Annotated in this window: 12 protein-coding genes and 1 pseudogene; 4 read left to right on the top strand and 9 right to left on the bottom strand. The window is 65.3% G+C overall.

All coding sequences use genetic code 11. The annotated features are described in order from the left end of the window. Positions 1–228: 228 nt before the first annotated feature. The 3 genes from PIB19_RS08995 to PIB19_RS23595 all read right to left on the bottom strand — a co-directional run bounded on the left by PIB19_RS08995 (position 229) and on the right by PIB19_RS23595 (position 2,589). Positions 229–534, bottom strand: coding sequence for a hypothetical protein (locus PIB19_RS08995; RefSeq protein WP_271240526.1), 306 nt, complete (start codon positions 532–534; stop codon positions 229–231). Between the two features lie 170 nt (positions 535–704). Continuing rightward, positions 705–1,748 carry a methyl-accepting chemotaxis protein gene (locus PIB19_RS23600; protein WP_443018720.1) on the bottom strand — a complete coding sequence of 348 codons (1,044 nt, stop codon included), beginning with the start codon at positions 1,746–1,748 and terminating at the stop codon, positions 705–707. Continuing rightward, positions 1,660–2,589, bottom strand: coding sequence for a HAMP domain-containing protein (locus tag PIB19_RS23595; protein ID WP_443018719.1), 930 nt, complete (start codon positions 2,587–2,589; stop codon positions 1,660–1,662). The genes PIB19_RS23600 and PIB19_RS23595 overlap by 89 nt, the downstream gene beginning before the upstream one ends. 263 nt (positions 2,590–2,852) lie before the next feature. Between PIB19_RS23595 and PIB19_RS08985 the strand changes: the two genes are divergently transcribed. Beyond that, a complete protein-coding gene (locus PIB19_RS08985) occupies positions 2,853–4,235 on the top strand; it encodes an alginate export family protein (protein WP_271240525.1) in 1,383 nt (460 codons plus the stop codon). Between the two features lie 15 nt (positions 4,236–4,250). On the opposite strand, the gene PIB19_RS08980 is transcribed toward PIB19_RS08985, so the two are convergent. Both PIB19_RS08980 and PIB19_RS08975 read right to left on the bottom strand, forming a co-directional pair. Next, positions 4,251–4,865: a response regulator transcription factor gene (locus PIB19_RS08980; RefSeq protein WP_271240524.1), complete on the bottom strand. Its 615-nt coding sequence runs from the start codon at positions 4,863–4,865 to the stop codon at positions 4,251–4,253. A 1-nt stretch (position 4,866) separates the two neighbouring features. After that, positions 4,867–7,323: a PAS domain S-box protein gene (locus tag PIB19_RS08975; RefSeq protein WP_271240523.1), complete on the bottom strand. Its 2,457-nt coding sequence runs from the start codon at positions 7,321–7,323 to the stop codon at positions 4,867–4,869. Positions 7,324–7,808: 485 nt separating this feature from the next. Here PIB19_RS08975 and PIB19_RS08970 point away from each other — a divergent pair. The 3 genes and pseudogenes from PIB19_RS08970 to PIB19_RS08960 all read left to right on the top strand — a co-directional run bounded on the left by PIB19_RS08970 (position 7,809) and on the right by PIB19_RS08960 (position 10,957). Then, positions 7,809–9,177, top strand: a pseudogene (locus PIB19_RS08970) (amidohydrolase). Positions 9,178–9,181: 4 nt separating this feature from the next. After that, positions 9,182–10,489, top strand: coding sequence for an amidohydrolase family protein (locus tag PIB19_RS08965; RefSeq protein WP_271240948.1), 1,308 nt, complete (start codon positions 9,182–9,184; stop codon positions 10,487–10,489). A 102-nt stretch (positions 10,490–10,591) separates the two neighbouring features. Beyond that, complete coding sequence (locus tag PIB19_RS08960) at positions 10,592–10,957, top strand: hypothetical protein (protein WP_271240522.1); 366 nt, start codon at positions 10,592–10,594, stop codon at positions 10,955–10,957. 114 nt (positions 10,958–11,071) lie between these two features. Here the strand turns inward: PIB19_RS08960 and PIB19_RS08955 are convergent, their stop codons facing one another. From PIB19_RS08955 to PIB19_RS08940, 4 genes are all read right to left on the bottom strand, one after another. Continuing rightward, entirely contained in the window at positions 11,072–11,200 is a 129-nt protein-coding gene (locus tag PIB19_RS08955) for a hypothetical protein (protein WP_271240521.1), read from the bottom strand. Beyond that, positions 11,197–11,361, bottom strand: coding sequence for a hypothetical protein (locus tag PIB19_RS08950; RefSeq protein WP_271240520.1), 165 nt, complete (start codon positions 11,359–11,361; stop codon positions 11,197–11,199). Before PIB19_RS08950 ends, PIB19_RS08955 begins: the two co-directional genes overlap by 4 nt. 158 nt (positions 11,362–11,519) lie before the next feature. Beyond that, positions 11,520–12,908 carry a right-handed parallel beta-helix repeat-containing protein gene (locus PIB19_RS08945; RefSeq protein ID WP_271240519.1) on the bottom strand — a complete coding sequence of 463 codons (1,389 nt, stop codon included), beginning with the start codon at positions 12,906–12,908 and terminating at the stop codon, positions 11,520–11,522. Between the two features lie 158 nt (positions 12,909–13,066). Then, positions 13,067–15,529 carry a PhoX family protein gene (locus PIB19_RS08940; RefSeq protein WP_271240518.1) on the bottom strand — a complete coding sequence of 821 codons (2,463 nt, stop codon included), beginning with the start codon at positions 15,527–15,529 and terminating at the stop codon, positions 13,067–13,069. Positions 15,530–15,695 lie beyond the last annotated feature (166 nt).

The raw sequence follows: 15,695 nt of genomic DNA, 5'->3' as shown, positions 1-15,695 counted from the left end.
GACTTGAAATTCCAATGGCCGGAAGTGGGTGGTTAGCCGCGAAAGGTCACACTAGGGTCACACTGGTTGCATGGTTCTGGCCTGTTCCTGCGCAGGCGATCCAGGATGGTGTGGGCCAGGCAGCATTATACTCCCGCTTTCGCACGAGCAGGGGCGTTACGACGTCAAAGAGCCAAATGAAGCTGTCAGGCGAAATCCTACATTGCAAGCATGTCTGCAAATGGGTGGTTAGCTGCCGTTGGGGTTGTTCAACCGTAACGCCCGCAGGATGAGGATACCGAGGATAGCGAAGAAAAGGCCGCCAAGTCCAAGCATAGTAAGAATAGCAGCTACTGTGGTTGGATCACTTATCTGCCCAGTGTTCTTATCATAAATTGGAACGCCGTAGCCGTAATGCGCGACGGCCAGAACGCTCGCAAATACAAGGAGAAGGAAGCCAATAGCGGTCCACCACCTTGCAAGGCGGCGGAAGAAGCTGGGCGGCTGCTTGCGTATCGTGCCAAGAGGGTCTTTGATCGGATCAATCAATGCCATGTCGGGCAGCTTCGCTTATCACCACAATGACCGCAAGTGGGGCGTTAGCTGCCGTTCCAGTTTATGGGTTCACGACTTGGAAATCCTCCCTGCTTCGCGAGGGAGTATTGAAACGGAAAAGGGCGTCGCAGCTTCTGCCACGGCGCCCTCCTTTCTTTAGGCGAACGGGACTAGAACGAAGCCCAGTCGTCCGAGCCCGCACCATTCGCCATCGCGGCGGCGGGCAGCGGTTTGACCGGCGAGACATAGGTGTTCGCCTTGGCTGTCCTCGCAGGCCTCGCCGGCACCTGCGTCCGCACCGCGGCGACGCGGGCGCCGTTGCCGACGTTGAACTTCGATGCCTGCTCGCTGAGCGCTGCGACTTCGCCCGAGAGGTTGCGTGCCGCCGCCGAAGTCTCCTCGACCATTGCGGCATTCTGCTGGGTCGTCTGGTCCATCGTGCCGATCGCCACCGAGATCTGGGTGATCGCCGTCGACTGCGCCTGGTTGTCGGTCGCCATCTGGTTGAGCAGGCTGTGCACTTCGGCAACGTCGCCCGAGATGTCGGCGAGCGCGCCGTCGACCTTCTGGACCATCTCGACTGCCGCGACGATGTCGGTCTGGGTCGCGGTCAGCTGGTCGCGGGCGCGGCCGGCTTCCTCTTCGGCGCGCATCGCGAGCGCCGAGACGAGATCTGCGACCACCGCGAAGCCGCGGCCTGCTTCGCCGGCCCGGCCTGCTTCCACCGCGGCGTTCATCGCGAGCACGCGGGTCTGGAAGGCAATCTTGTCGAGGCCCTCGATCACGCTGTCGATGCCCTTGGCGCTGTCGGCCACGCGGGTCATCGCTTGCACGGCCTCGTCGGCGATCCCGCGGCCGCCGCTCACGGTGGCGATCGCGCCGTCGGCACGCTCGACCGTGCGGCTGGCGGATGCGGCAGTCGCCTTGAGGCGGCCGTCCATCTGGGTCACCGCCGCCGACGTCTCCTCGAGGCTCGCGGCATTGGCCTCGGTGCGCCGCGCGAGATCCTCCGATGCCTGGGCGATCTCGCCCGAGCCGGTGCGGATCGTCGCGGCGCTTTCCATCACCGTGCCGATCAGGTCGCGGAGCTCGGCCACGGCGCCGTTGAAATTGACCTTCACCGATTCATAGGCCGGCGAGAATGCCTCGCTGATCTCGCTGGTCAGGTCGCCTTGCGCGAGCTTGCCGAGATTGGCCTCGAGCGTCTCGACCACGCGCTGCTGCTCGGCATCGGCGATTCTGCTTGGCCGCGTCGGATTTCTCCTTCTCGATCGCCGCCTCGCGGAACACGAGGACCGCCTTGGCCATCGCACCGATCTCGTCGCCGCGATCCGTGCCCGGCACGTCGGCCTGGTTGTTGCCCTCGGCGAGCGTCTTCATCCGCGCCTGAAGGCTGGCGATGGGCGCAGTGATGCCCAGCCGCGACACGAGCAGGCCGATGCCTATCGCGACTGCGATCGCAATCAGGCTGACGACGAGCATGGTGGTCGAAGTGCTGCCGGCGCTTGCCGAAAGATCGTTCGAAAGGGCCTGCGCGTCGGCGATGCGCTGATCGTTCGCCTTGATGAGCTCCGCCGCCATCGTCACTGCCTTGGTGTCGAGGTCCGCGAGGATCGCGCGCGCGGCATCATTCTCGTCGCGGTTGCCATGGCCGATCGCCTCCACGGCGCCCTTGTGGATTTCCTCGAAAGTTCCGCGGATCGTCGTGATCTCGGCGGCGATGCCGGGATCCATCTGCTTGACCTCGTCGAGCGTCTTGACGGCCGTTTCGTACGACGCGCGCTCTTCCTCCGCGGCGGCACGTCCTGCCGCGGACCCGCCCGGATAGGTCATGACGCGATAGCTGGCATAGAGCATCTGCGAGCCGAGGCGGTTCACGCGGGCAAGCTTGGTGGTGATCGGAAGCTTGACGTCGACCAGCACCGCATAATCGGCGTCGGTCTTCGTGAGCGCGCGTGATCCATAGAAGGCGACGCCCAGCGTGATCAGGCCGAGCATCAGCAGCAGGCCCATGATCTTGGCGGGAATTTTGATGCGGGCAAGGAGGTCCGCCATAGGATAGCCTTTTCTGTATCAGGCGCGTGCAGCGCGCTGCGTGCGGGATGGATTCAATATCTTATAGAGGATGGGTCCGGCCCGGAGGTCGGTAGCCGGACGGATCCATGCCTCAGGATTTTTCCGGATGGGCGAGGCGCGCCGCCTCGGCGCGGGCCCTTTTCGCGCGGGCCTGCGAGGATCAGTTCGGCGCCGCGCCGCACCGGCCGGGGTCGCCACGCCTATAAAGGGGGATCGGTCCTTCTTTATTCCCGGAGCTTGCAGTGAATTCGATCTTCCCTTCGCTCGCCTTGCGCGGCGCGCTTCTGGGCTTCTGCGCCATGGCGGCGCTGCCTGCTTATGGGCAGGCCGCGGGAGAGAAGGGGGATAGTGTCCAGCTGAGCATCGACGCCACCACGCGTGCGCGTTTCGAGGCGATCGGTGGCCAGTTCCGCTCCAACGTGCCTGCCGACGACGTTTTCGTCTCGTTCCGCACCACGATAGCGGCGAAGGCCGAGCTTGGGGCGCTCGCGATCGGGGGCGAGATCGTCGATGCGCGCGGCTATGGCCAGCGCGACGGCTCGTCGGTGCGGACCGGCGAAATCGACGCGATCGAGCCCGTGCAGGCATATGTCGCCTATCGCGCCTCCAACGTTCTCGCGAAGGGCGCGACCGCGACGGTCACGGCCGGGCGCTGGTCGCTCGACATTGGTTCGAGCCGCCTCGTCGGCCGCACCGACTTCCCCAACACCGTTCCGTCCTATCTCGGCGGCCTCGTCGACTGGCGCAGCAAGGGCAAGGACCGGATCGTCGCATTCTGGGCAAAGCCGTTCTCGACGCTTCCCGACGATGTGGCGGGGATCGAGGACAATGCGGTCGAACTCGATCGCGCCGGCGGGAACCTGACCTTCTTCGGCGCCAGCGCGATGCTGGCCAAGGCGTTCGGCAATGTCAGTGCCGAAGCTTACGGATACCGCCTTGCCGAGGATGATCGCACGACGCGGCTGACGCGCAACCGCCATCTCGTCACGGCCGGCATGCGCCTGCGCCGCGCGCCGGCCAGGGGCCGATTCGATTTCGAAGGCGAGGGTGCGTGGCAATGGGGTACCGTCCGTGCGACGAGTGCTGCCAGTGACATCCGCGATCTCGATGTCCGTGCCGGCTTCGCGCATGTCGAAGGCGGATGGACCGTCGCCAAGGGCTGGACGCCCCGCATCTCGGCGATGTTCGACTATGCCTCGGGCGACGGCCGCGATGCCGGGACCTGGGGCCGGTTCGACACGCTGTTCGGCGCGCGTCGCGCGGACTTCGGTCCGGTCGCGCTTTATGGTCCGGTGGGTCGTGCGAACCTGGTCTCGCCGGGCCTGCGGCTCGAGGCCAAGCCTTCGAAGCGGCTCGACTTTATGACTTCGCTGCGTGGGCTGTGGTTGGCGCAGGCGACCGACAGCTTTGGCTCCACCGGCGTGCGCGATCGTAAAGGCGCCTCCGGGCGCTTTGCCGGAACGCAGATCGAGGCGCGCGCGCGCCGCTGGCTGGTTCCGGAACGGCTGCGGCTCGAGGTCGGCGGCGCCTGGCTGGCCAAGGGCCACTTCCTCGAGGATGCACCCAATGCCCCTGCGACGGGCGACACGCGCTACGCCTATGTGGACCTCGCCGCGAGCTTCTGAACGGACCGGGCGGCCTCAGTTCTTCGGAAACAGCCCCGCCGCGAACGCGATGCGCAGCGCTTCCGAGAGGCTGCGCACTTCGAGCTTCTCCATCAGATTGGCGCGATAAATCTCCACCGTGCGGGGGCTGATGTCGAGCTCATAGGCGATGATCTTGTTCGATCTACCTTCGATCAGCCCCTTGAGAACATCGGTCTCGCGCGGCGAGAGCTTGGCGATCTTCGCCTCGGCGGCACCGATGCGGTTCGCGGCTTCATTGTCCTCTTCGAGCCGGGCGAAGGCGTTATCGATCAGCTGGAGCAGCGTCTCCGCCTCGTAAGGCTTCTCGATGAAATCGAGTGCGCCGGCCTTCATCGCCTGGACGGCGAGCCCGACATTGCCCTGGCCGGTGAGGACGATCGGCACGAAGCGGGGGCTGCCGTCGAGCGCGGTCAACACGTCGAGGCCAGTGGCGCCGGGCATATGAAAATCGAGCAGCAGCACGCCGGGATCGAGCTCGTTCACGTCGTGGAGGAAGGCGTCGCCCGAGCGAAACCCCCGGACGATCAGATCCTGGCGTATCGACAAAAGGCTGTGGAGCGAGGCGCGGACGGCATCATCATCGTCCACGATGTAGATCGTTCTGCTCATCCTATTCTACACCCTCCTCTATGGCGGGCAGAGTGAAACGGAAGCTGGCTCCTCCCTCGGGCCGGTTTTCCGCGCTCAGTGTCCCGCCATGTGCCTCGATGATACGCTTGCTGATCGAAAGCCCAATACCCATTCCTCCTCCGCTGCCTTTGGTTGAGGTGAAGCGTGAGAATAGTTGTTCCAACACATGAGAGGGAATTCCGGGTCCAGAATCGCTGACCAGAATTTCGACCATCTGATCGTTGAGCTTACGGGAAGAAATCGTGATGTTACGATCCTGCGGCCCCGAAGTCCGCAAAGCTTCCATGGAATTGCGAAGAAGGTTAACGAGAACCTGCTGTACTTGAATCCGGTCCGCAAAGATAAAGGGCGCTTCCGCATCCAACTCGTAGCTTACCCGGATATGGAACTGCCCCGTTCCGACCAATACCAGATCGACAGCATCACGAACCGTGCGTTCGACTGACTCGGTGCGCATCTCGACTTCTCCACGAGCCATGAATGCCCGCATTCGCCGGATGATTTCTCCCGCGCGCTGGGTCTGTTCGGAGCCCATGCGGAGCAGTTCGAGGATGCGCTCGCCGCTCTCGCCCTTCTCGATCAACATGCGTGCGGCGGCGAGGAAGTTGGACGTGGCGCTCAGCGGCTGATTGAGTTCATGCGCCAGGTCCGCCGCCAGCTCGCTCATCGCGCTCTGGCGCGAGACATGCGCGATCTCGGCGCTGAGTTCGCTCAGGCGCTCTTCGGTGGCGAGCTGTTTCGCAAGGTTGCGCACGAACACGGTCAAAAGCGTCTGGCCGTCGCTGCGCGCGACGCCGGTGCGCAATTCGATCGGGAAGCGGCGGCCGTCCGCCGCCTCGGCGATGCTGTTCAGCACCTCGCCGATGATCCCTTCGCCGGTCTTCACATAGCGGTTCAATGAGGCCATGTGCATCGCACGCCGGTCGGCGGGGACGAGCATCTGTGCCGATCGGCCGAGCACGTCCGCCGCGCGATATCCCCAGAGCTCTTCCGCCGCGGTGCTGAACTGCATGATCGTGCCGTGCTCGTCGAGCACCACCATCGCGTCCGGGACCGTCTCGAGCACCGAGCGAAGCTGCGCCTCGCGCCGGCGGAGCGCCGACTCGCGCTCCTCGCGTTGGGTTACGTCGAGTATGACGCCGACCGCGCGCACCAGATTGCCCTCGGCGTCGTAAAAGGCCCGCGACGAGCCTTCCACGGCGCGCACGCCGCCCTGCGATTCCAGGAACCGATATCGAAAACTGAACTTGTCGGCCCGGTCGCGGACGGTGCGCGCGAGCGTCTCGAGAATATCCTGGACGTCCTCAGGCTCGACCCGCGTGCGCCAGTTCTCGAAATCGGACAAGGTGCCGGGGAGGAGACCAAGGCGCTGCTCGGTGCCGGGCGACCATTCCAGCCTGCCGCTCGGCACATCCCATTCGAAGACGCCGAGTTCGTGGGCGGAGGTGGCCAGCGCCAGCCGTTCTTGGCTGACCTTCAACGCTTCCACCGCCGCAACGCGCTGGGTAATGTCGGTGACTTTGAGGAGGACGACGGAAGGGCCTCCCGGGCTCTCGACCTGATGCGTGCGCTCGAGGACCGAGATCTCGCGCCCGTCACGGCAGATTTCCACCAGCTCGTACCCGTCCGCGCGATTGCCGCGCGTCGCGGAGTCGAGGCGGCACTGCGAACGCAGCAACAGGTATTTGTTCTGCGCGAGCGCCTCGCCCGACGACCAGCCGTAGAGCTGTTCGCATCCGGCCGACCAGTGGGTGATGCGTCCCTCCGGCGTCGTCAGGACGACCGTCGTATGATCGAGGGCCTGGCTCAATTCCCCCATCGCCGCTTGTCCGTGCGCGACCCGGATGACGGCCCAATAAGCCACGAGCGCCACGATCAGGATGTTGCAGAGCGCGACCAACGCCTCTGATGCCAGCGGGGGCAGCAGACCATAGCGTCCGATCACCAATTCCAGGATTGACGGTACCACCGGCACGATCACTGCGACGGGCACCAGGATACGGATGATGCGCCAGTCGCCGCTCCGCATCGTCAGCGACCGGATCCACAGCAATCTGCTGTGAAGAATGAGGAAGGCGATCGCCAGCAACAGAGTCGCGATGGCCGCGGGCAGCGAGACCGAGAAGATCTGCACCGCCGTGTTGGTCGGGCTCGAGAACAGGACGAGCATTGCCGTGGCCGCGGTCAGCGCGAGCGTGATCGCTGCGATCAGGCTGCTGGCGTCGCCCGACAGCCATTTGCGCACCCGCACGCCATAGCCGGCCGTGGCGAGGAGGACGAAGATCGTGGTGGGGCTGGGCCCGGGTCTGCCGGGATGCGGTGCTTCATAGGTCGACACCAGATTCCAGAAAAACAGGCGATCGGTGCCGAAATCCATGGCGAGCGCATTCTGGAGGATCGAAGCCAGTGCGATCAGCAGCGGCACGAGCCAGAACATCGAAGCGAGACGATCCCGATCGAATATCGATGCGAGAAAGCCGCATGCGAGGCAGAAATAGCCGATCGCAGTGAGCGGCCAGATCGGGAAATCGTCGAAGCCGAACCCGCGAAGTGCGGGAACATCGAACATCCATCCGGCGAAGGCGATCAGACTGCACAGAGCCGCGAGCGCAACAAGGCTCGCCGCGACATTTCTTGCCGTAGGAGGCGGTGTCGTCGGCGCCGAGGCAGAAGGTGATCTGTCGTGCAACGTTTACTCGCTACTCGAAGGAGGCGCCTTCGCTCCGATGTTCCTAGCGCCCCTTGTGCGAAGTTCAAATGCGATAGTGCCATTCCGGACACGGACATGCGCGCCGCGCTTGCCAAACCCGCTTCCGGCGGCGATCAAGCATCGCCCGGGCAGGCGATCCTCGCCGCGGATCATCGGGCGCACGAAGGAGACGCGGTTGATCTCGTTCCATCCTGATCGCCGGCGCGGCCGCCATGCTGGCGGGCTGCGCAGCCAGTGACAGCAAACCCGAGAGCGTCGGCTCGACCGCCAGCGGCCCGGGCAAGGGGAAGGGCTATTCGCACGATCCCTTTCCTCCACCTATCACGCCTATCCGGGCGCGCCGACGCTGGTGACCAACGTCACCATCTTCGACGGCGAGGGGGACGAATCGACAATGGCTCGGCGCTCTTCCGCGACGGCAAGATCGTCGAAGTGGGGCAGACGGTGAATGCAGGATCGGACGTGACCGTGATCGACGGCCGCGGCAAATATCTGACCCCCGGCGTGATCGACATCCACAGCCATCTCGGCGACTATCCCTCGCCGGGCGTCGAAGCGAATTCGGACGGCAACGAGATGACCTCGCCGGTCACCCCCGAGGTCTGGGCCGAGCACAGCGTGTGGCCGCAGGATCCCGGCTTCGGCCGCGCGCTCGCCAATGGCGGCGTGACGACGCTGCAGATCTTGCCCGGTTCGGCCAATCTGTTCGGCGGCCGATCGGTGACCGTGAAGAACGTCTATGCCCGGACGATGCAGGGGATGAAGTTCCCCGGCGCGCCGTACGGCCTGAAGATGGCGTGCGGCGAGAATCCGAAGCGCGTCTACGGCGGAAAGGGGCGCGCTCCGTCGACCCGGATGGGCAACATCGCGGTGGATCGCGCGACCTGGGCCAAGGCGGTCGAGTATAAGCGCCGCTGGGACAAATATGAGGACAAAGGCGGCGAGGCCCCGACCCGCGACCTCGCCATGGATACGTTGCGCGGCGTGCTCGAGGGCGAAATCCTCGTCCAGAACCATTGCTACCGCGCCGACGAAATGGCCGTCGTCATGGATATGGCGAAGGAGTTCGGCTACCATGTGACGGCGTTCCACCACGCAGTGGAGGCCTATAAGATCGCCGATCTTCTCAAGGCCAACAACACCTGCGCCGCGGTGTGGGCCGATTGGTACGGCTTCAAGATGGAAGCGTATGACGCGGTCCCCGAGAACCTCGCTATCCTCGAAAAGGAAGGCGCCTGCGCGATGATCCATTCGGACGACGGCAACGGCATCCAGCGGCTCAACCAGGAAGTGGCCAAGGCGCGTGCATCGGGCAGGAAAGCCGGCTTCGACATATCGGAAGCCGCCGCCTGGCGCTGGCTGGCGATCAACCCCGCCAAGGCGCTCGGCATCGCCGACAGGACCGGCAGCCTCAAGCCCGGCAAGATGGCCGACGTCGTGCTGTGGAACGGCAATCCGTTCAGCGTCTACACCCGCCCGCAAATGGTCTGGGTCGACGGCGCTTTGCTCTATGATGCGAACAACCCGAAGCTGCGGCCGGTTTCCGATTTCGAACTGGGCCAGCCGGGCGAGGGGATGTGAAGTGATCAGGACGCTGCTTCTTTGCGCGGGCGCGACGCTCGCACTTGCCGCCCCCGCCGCCGCGCAGACCGTGGCGATCACCAACGCCAAGCTGGTGATCGGGGACGGTTCCGGGCCCTCCGAAGGCGGCACGGTGGTGATCCGTGACGGCCGCGTCGTCGCCGCCGGCGCCGGCGTGGCAGCGCCCGCGGGCGCCCGCGTCGTCGATGCGGGCGGTCGCTGGGTGACCCCTGGCATCTTCGCCGGTTTCACCCGGATGGGCATCGTCGAGGTCGACGCGGTCGACGGAACCAACGACACGTCAGGAGGAACCTCACCGTTCAATGCGGCGCTCGACGTCACACCGGCGGTCAACCCGAAGAGCAGCCCGATCGCGATAAACCGCCTTGAAGGCGTGACTCGCGCGGTCGTGGCGCCCGACAACAGCAAGGGCTCGATCTTCGCGGGGCAGGGGGCAGTGATCGACCTCGGCGCCGATATGGACCCGGTCGCCAAGCCGCGCGCCTTCCAGTTCATGGAATATGGCGAAGCGGGCGCGCGCGCCGCGGGCGGCAGTCGCCCCGCGGCCTATGCGATGCTCAAGAACGCATTGTTCGAGGTGCGCGATTATGTCCGCAACCCGGCCAGCTTCAACGATCGCGGCAAGGATGCGCTGCTGACGCGCGCCGACGCCGAGGCGCTGGTGCCGGTGGTGCAGGGCCGCGTGCCGCTGCTCGTCCATGTCGAGCGTGCTTCCGACATCCAGACGATCCTTGGGCTGAAGCGCGAAGTGCCCACGCTCCGGCTGGTGCTCGTCGGCGTCAGCGAGGGCTGGACCGTCGCGCGCGAGATCGCCGCGGCGGGGGTCCCCGTGATCGCGTCGGCGCTGGTCGATCTGCCGGAGAGCTTCGAACAGCTTGCGGCGACTCAGTCCAACATCGGCCGGATGAAGGCGGCGGGCGTGCTCGTCGGGATCGGCACGATCAACCAGGACGAGGCGCGGCAGGCGCGCTGGGAAAAGCAGTTCGCGGGCAATCTCGTCGCACTGGGCCGCATTCCCGGCGCGAGCGGGCTCAATTGGGGCGAGGCGTTCGCGACGATCACTTCGCGGCCGGCGGAAGCACTGGGGCTGGGCGACGAACTGGGCTCGCTGAAGCCGGGCCGGCGCGGCGACGTCGTGATCTGGGACGGCGATCCGCTGGAGATCGGCACGTCGGCGGTGAATGTGTTCATCGACGGAGTCGAGCAGCCGATGACCAGCCGCCAGACCCGGCTGCGCGAACGCTATTGGGATCCGAAGGAAGGCCCGCTCCCCAAGGCGTACCAGCACTGATCGGGCGCGCCCCGGAACCTTCACGACAGGTGCGGCATTGGCGCTGCACCGCAGAGCTTTGACCGGCGCCGCTTTCGGCAGCCGGCGAACGGGAGAGTGCAGATGATCAAGCGCATTGCCTTGCCGGCGCTCGCGGCGCTGGCGCTCGCAGGATGCGGACCCACCGGGCCGGCGAATACGGTCGCGGCCGACAATGCCGATGTCGAGGCCAATGCCGTCGGCAATGAAGCCGCGCCGGGCAACGCGCTCGCCGCCGTGCTCGGCATGTCCGATCGCCAGCGCAACGTCGTCTTCATCCGGGCGCTGCTGGACGCCGACATCGCCTGCCAGCAAGTGACGTCGTCCGAACGCCTTCCCGATCAGGACGGCAAACCGCTCTGGCGCGTCAACTGCTCGGACAAGGCCGCGTACATGATCGGCATCACGCCGGACGGCACCGCCAACATCGTCAGCCGGTCGGATCGGTAACGGGCCTCCAGGCGACTTTGCAGGCCAAGAGCCCTCCCTTCGAAGGGGAGGGCTCGCAAGGAGCGATCTCTCGGCGAATGACCTGACTGTCTGGAAGTCAGAAACCGACCGTGGCTACACCTCCAGCTGCACGTCGATCACCTCGCTGGCGTAGCTGGATGGCCAGGAGAGCGCCAGGAAACCTGACCCCAGATGGCCGCCGACCGAGGTACCGCCGCCGACGGCACCGATTTCTGCCGTCAAGTCGATCTTGTTCGGCCCCCGATATTCGGAAACGCGATCGTCTCAGCGAGATAGCTTTGCGTGACCGCTATCGAGCCGTCGTAATCCTGCCCATAGACGAGCTTGAACTGCGACGCCTTCCGATAGTCCGCATTGCCGGCGGGATGGGTGTTGGCTTTCATGCTGATCGAAACGACATGGGACTGCTGGACCGGGACCTTTACGAAGCGCCGCGATCCGCTCGTTGCCGGCACATCCAGCCAATCCTTCAGCCCAAGACAATATACCGGCACCGTAGCCTGCGGGTTGAAGAGCAGACGACCGCCGCCCTGGATGTTGCTTAGATCGATGCGCGAGCCCGTAGCGGCGTTAGCGATGCCGATCTCGCTCGATCCCCCGCTATTTTCCTCGAAGCGGCAATCCGCCAATGCCAGCTTTGTGGTGACCGTCCCCCGAAGACGATGGGTTGTCCGGGCAGCCGGCGGAAGACCGACGACTTGATGACGACATCCATGTTGGAGGCGTCAACCGCGCTCATCGTCGTCGACTGATCATAGCCATATACGGGATGCGTAAAGGTCCTGCGGCCGTCGAAGATCGCATCGATGATCGTCACTTTGTTGCCGACACCGATCGTTTCCCGGATCGCCGGGCCGTAGCAGTTGCGGAAGGTGTTCCCGCCGAGAATGTCCACCTCGCCATCGGAGCAGCCGAGCGAGACGAACCCGACAAACGTCTCCCACTGCGTATTCTGGAGGAACGTGTTCCCACGCACGACGATGCCGCGGCTGTTCAGCGCGGCACTTGTACCGCTTCCGATGAAGATCGACGAATAATGCTGGTACTCGAAGTGACAGCCATTGATCTCGACGTCGCGGCACTGATCCAGCACGCGCACGGCGTAGTTGTTGTTGTAGAAGTTGCAGCCATAGACGGTGACGTTGCCGGCTTCCTTCAGGACCACGCCGTTCAGGCCGAGGTCGAACTGGCATCCATGCAGAAGCCCGTCGCCACCGCTCGCAAGCACGCCGATGCCGGATGCAGTGAAGAAGCAATGGTCGATCCACCACCCGGCCTGCTGCGACGTATCGACGATCGGCGCTCCACCGGGGCCACCCAGGAACCAGAAGCCCGAGATCTGCGAACCAAGCCCGTTGGGATCGCCGCCATCGGCATTCTCGTACAGCGACCCGGCTCCCAGGCGGATCAGCGGCTTGGTATTGTCGATCGCGTCGCGGCAATCGATGAAGCAGCCAAGACCCTCGCCCGCGAGATGCTGACCCTTGCGGACGAAAACCGTCTTGTTGCCGGCGCCGATCTTGTAGTGCCCGCGCGGAACAGTGACCTTGCGCTTCGGAGCATCATCGTTCCCGGTGGTCGGCAGCGCCGCCGAAAGCGCGCGATTGAACGCGTCGGTACTGTCGGTGGCGCCGGTGGGATCGGCCCCGAAGTCGAGCACTGACACGGTTTCGTCGAGCTTGTCGAACACCGAACGGATGCGCGCATCCGCGATGGACGAAGTATGCGAGATTCGGGTGTCTGCCATTCGCAGCCATGCGCCGACCGTCACGGCATTTGCGTCCGACTTGATCACATTGACGTCGTCGACGCGTCCGGTGAAGTCACCGGCGGTCCATGCCCAGATGCTCTGTTGGAAGATGACCGGGCTGGTGCCGGTCGATGCGGCGCGAATTTCCGCCAAGGTCGAAAAAGATACTACGTTCTGCATATTACCTCCGGTTCGTCGAGGAGGCGCGAGAGGCGCATCCAGGCCACGCAGGGGTCACGTGGAACGAACCATGAACATTTGAATTCCTACATTGCAAGCTCCAAACAAAATGGGGAGGCCCCAGGCGGGACCTCCCCATCATTACTCAAGGGAAAGCCTCAGAGAGCGACCACGCCGCCATCATCCTTGGTGATCACCACCACGGCTGAACGCGGGCGCACGGTGGCGCCGGCGGTGCCGGTTGCCTGGCTGTCGGGCCAGTGGCTGGTCGGGGCGGCCGGTGTGCCGCCTTCGCCCGGATGCTGGATGCCGACGAACAGGGTGCGGCCGTCGGGCGTGGTGTCGATCCCGGTGATCTCGCATTCGACCGGGCCGACGAGGAAGCGCTTGAGATTGGCGCCCGGCGCCGCACCGACGCGGGTTGCCTGAGTCGCAGTCGCGCCGCCTGTGCCGGTATTGGTGATCGTGCGCGCGCCGCCGTCGCCCACCTTGCCGGGCAGCGCCGCGAGCAGCATGCAATTGGTCACGTCGGTGTAGGCGCCGTCGTCGGTCTCGATCCAAAGCAGCGGCTTGTTCTGCCCCGCGGCGTTGCTCGTCCGGCTGAACCAGAGCCCGTCGGGACTGGAGAAGTCGTTGTCGGCGGTCAGCCCGGAAATGTTGATATTGGCCGGATCGAGATCCGCCCCCGCACCGAACAGATAGATGTCCCAGGTGAAGCTGGTGGCCTCAGTAGTGTCGCCTGCCTCGCGCAGCCGGATGATATGGCCGTTCGGATTGCCGAATTGCGCCGTGTTGGTCGGGCCGAACGGGTCGTTGTAATGGCGCGGGTTCGCGGCATCGGTGCCGTTGAGCGGGCGCAGCGCGGCATTGTTGTTGGTGAGGGTGAGATAGACTTCGCCGGTGACGGGGTTCACCGCGGTCCATTCGGGGCGATCCATCGGCGTCGCCCCGACCACGTCGGCGGCGAGACGGGCATTGACGAGGACGTCGGCCTGATCGGCGAAGGGATAGATGGCCGCGGCCGCGGTGATGCCGTTCTGGCCGAACACCAATGGCAGCCAGGTGCCGGAGCCGTCGGCGTTGAACTTCGCCACGTAGAGCGTGCCGGAGTCCATATATTTGTCCCCGGTCGCGAGCCGGTTGGTCGCGGTCGCATCGGCCGCCACCCAGGCAGTGGCCGAGACGAACTTGTAGAGATATTCGCGCCGCGAATCGTCGCCCATGTACCAGGCCGGCTTGCGGCCGGCGACGAACGCGCCCGGCCAGCAGCCTTCATGGCCGAGGCGGCCGAGGGCAGTGCGCTTCTTCGGCACCGAAGCGGGGGCGTAGGGATCGATCTCGACGACCCAGCCGAGCTGGTTGGGCTCGTTGCGGAAGTCGGTAGTGGCCGATGCGCCCGTCGCCCGCGCGTCCCAGCGGCGGAAGGTCGTGTTGGCGGTATCGGCCGCAGTCACGGTCGACCATCCGAAGTTGCCGGTGGAACTCGTCACGCCGTAGCGGCTGAGCGCCGTCAGTTCCTTGGCGGTACGCGCCGCATTGTCGCCGCTGCGGCGGAAATAGCCCGCCCAATTCTCCTCGCAGGTCAGCGCGGTGCCCCAGGGCGTGGTGCCGTTGGCGCAGTTGTTGATCGTCCCGCGGCCGTCGGTGCCGGCGGTCGAGAAGACGGTCTTGAGCAGGTCCGAACCCCGCGCCGGGCCGCTGAAGGTCATCGGCGTGTTGGGCGTGATACGGCGGTTCAGGCTGCTGTTCTGGACCACGCTCCACGCACGATTGGCGCCTTCGACGGCTTCGGTGACGCTGACGCCGTGATTCTCGATCTCCTTCAGCGCCTCGGCCTCGGGGCGCACGCCGCCCACGTTGGTCGCCCCGGCGGGGTGGAGATATTGCTGGTTGATGTTCTCGTGATTCTGCACGAGCAGGCCGCGGGTCGAGCTGGTCTCGTCGCGCGCGGTGCCGGTGGCGGCGAGGCCGTACCAATAGAGCGCGTCGCCATGATCGCCGATGCGCTGGGCGAAATTGGTGTCGGTGCCGTCGTTCTTGTAGGCCGGTACGCTCGCGGCGATCGGGTCGCCGGTGCGGTTGATCACCTGCACCTTGTAGCCCGCGGGTACGCTGACGACGTCGAGCTTGTTCTTGGCGACGGCGGTGAAGCCGAGCGTGGCGGGATTGACGGTGACGGTGGTCGTCGCGGTCGATGCGGTATTGCCGTTTGCAGCCGCGAACTGGAAGGTCAGCGCTGTCGCGCTCGCGACGCTGGGAGCGAGGAAGGTCGCGGTCGCGCCGCCTGCGCCGTTCAGCGTCACCGCCGGTCCGCCGGTCTGCGTCCAGGCGACTGCGCTCGCATCGCTGGTGCCGGTCAGCGTGACGACGCGGCCGGCGGTGGTCGTCGTAGCGGCACCGGCGCTCACCGTCGGCGCGGGATCGCTTTCGACGTCGGCGGAATCGCAAGCGGCGAGCATTGAGCTGCCGAGCGTGGCGGCGAGGATCGCCGATCCGCCGCGCAGCGTCTGGCGGCGCGAAAGGCGCTGCGCCGCGAGTTCGTTCAGTGTGACGGTGTCGGTGCGGTTGGTGTCGGTGTCACCATCGGTGTAAACGAAGGATGCGGGCGTCAGATCGTTCATGGAAAACCCCCAGGCACGCGGGTCAGGTGTGACCCGGTTCCCCCTGCCTTTGGAAGGGCGGCTTTACGGCGTGATGGAAGCGGCGTGGCGGGACGATGACTCTTTGCGTACGCGATTGTGACGCTTTGCCCTCAGCGCCGCGAACGGCTAATCGGCGACGCGATGC

The organism is Sphingomonas sp. 7/4-4, from assembly GCF_027941955.1.
Classification (GTDB): domain Bacteria; phylum Pseudomonadota; class Alphaproteobacteria; order Sphingomonadales; family Sphingomonadaceae; genus Sphingomonas.
This window is presented reverse-complemented; position numbering and strand designations above follow the sequence as displayed.

Bases quoted from the DNA above. Each gene is read 5' to 3' on its own strand.
- PIB19_RS08995 (WP_271240526.1), bottom strand. From the start codon at position 534: ATGGCATTGATTGATCCGATCAAAGACCCTCTTGGCACGATACGCAAG.
- PIB19_RS23595 (WP_443018719.1), bottom strand. From the start codon at position 2,589: ATGGCGGACCTCCTTGCCCGCATCAAAATTCCCGCCAAGATCATGGGC.
- PIB19_RS08980 (WP_271240524.1), bottom strand. From the start codon at position 4,865: ATGAGCAGAACGATCTACATCGTGGACGATGATGATGCCGTCCGCGCC.
- PIB19_RS08975 (WP_271240523.1), bottom strand. From the start codon at position 7,323: ATGTTCTGGCTCGTGCCGCTGCTGATCGCACTGGCTTCGATCCTCCAG.
- PIB19_RS08960 (WP_271240522.1), top strand. From the start codon at position 10,592: ATGATCAAGCGCATTGCCTTGCCGGCGCTCGCGGCGCTGGCGCTCGCA.
- PIB19_RS08950 (WP_271240520.1), bottom strand. From the start codon at position 11,361: ATGAAAGCCAACACCCATCCCGCCGGCAATGCGGACTATCGGAAGGCG.
- PIB19_RS08945 (WP_271240519.1), bottom strand. From the start codon at position 12,908: ATGCAGAACGTAGTATCTTTTTCGACCTTGGCGGAAATTCGCGCCGCA.
- PIB19_RS08940 (WP_271240518.1), bottom strand. From the start codon at position 15,529: ATGAACGATCTGACGCCCGCATCCTTCGTTTACACCGATGGTGACACC.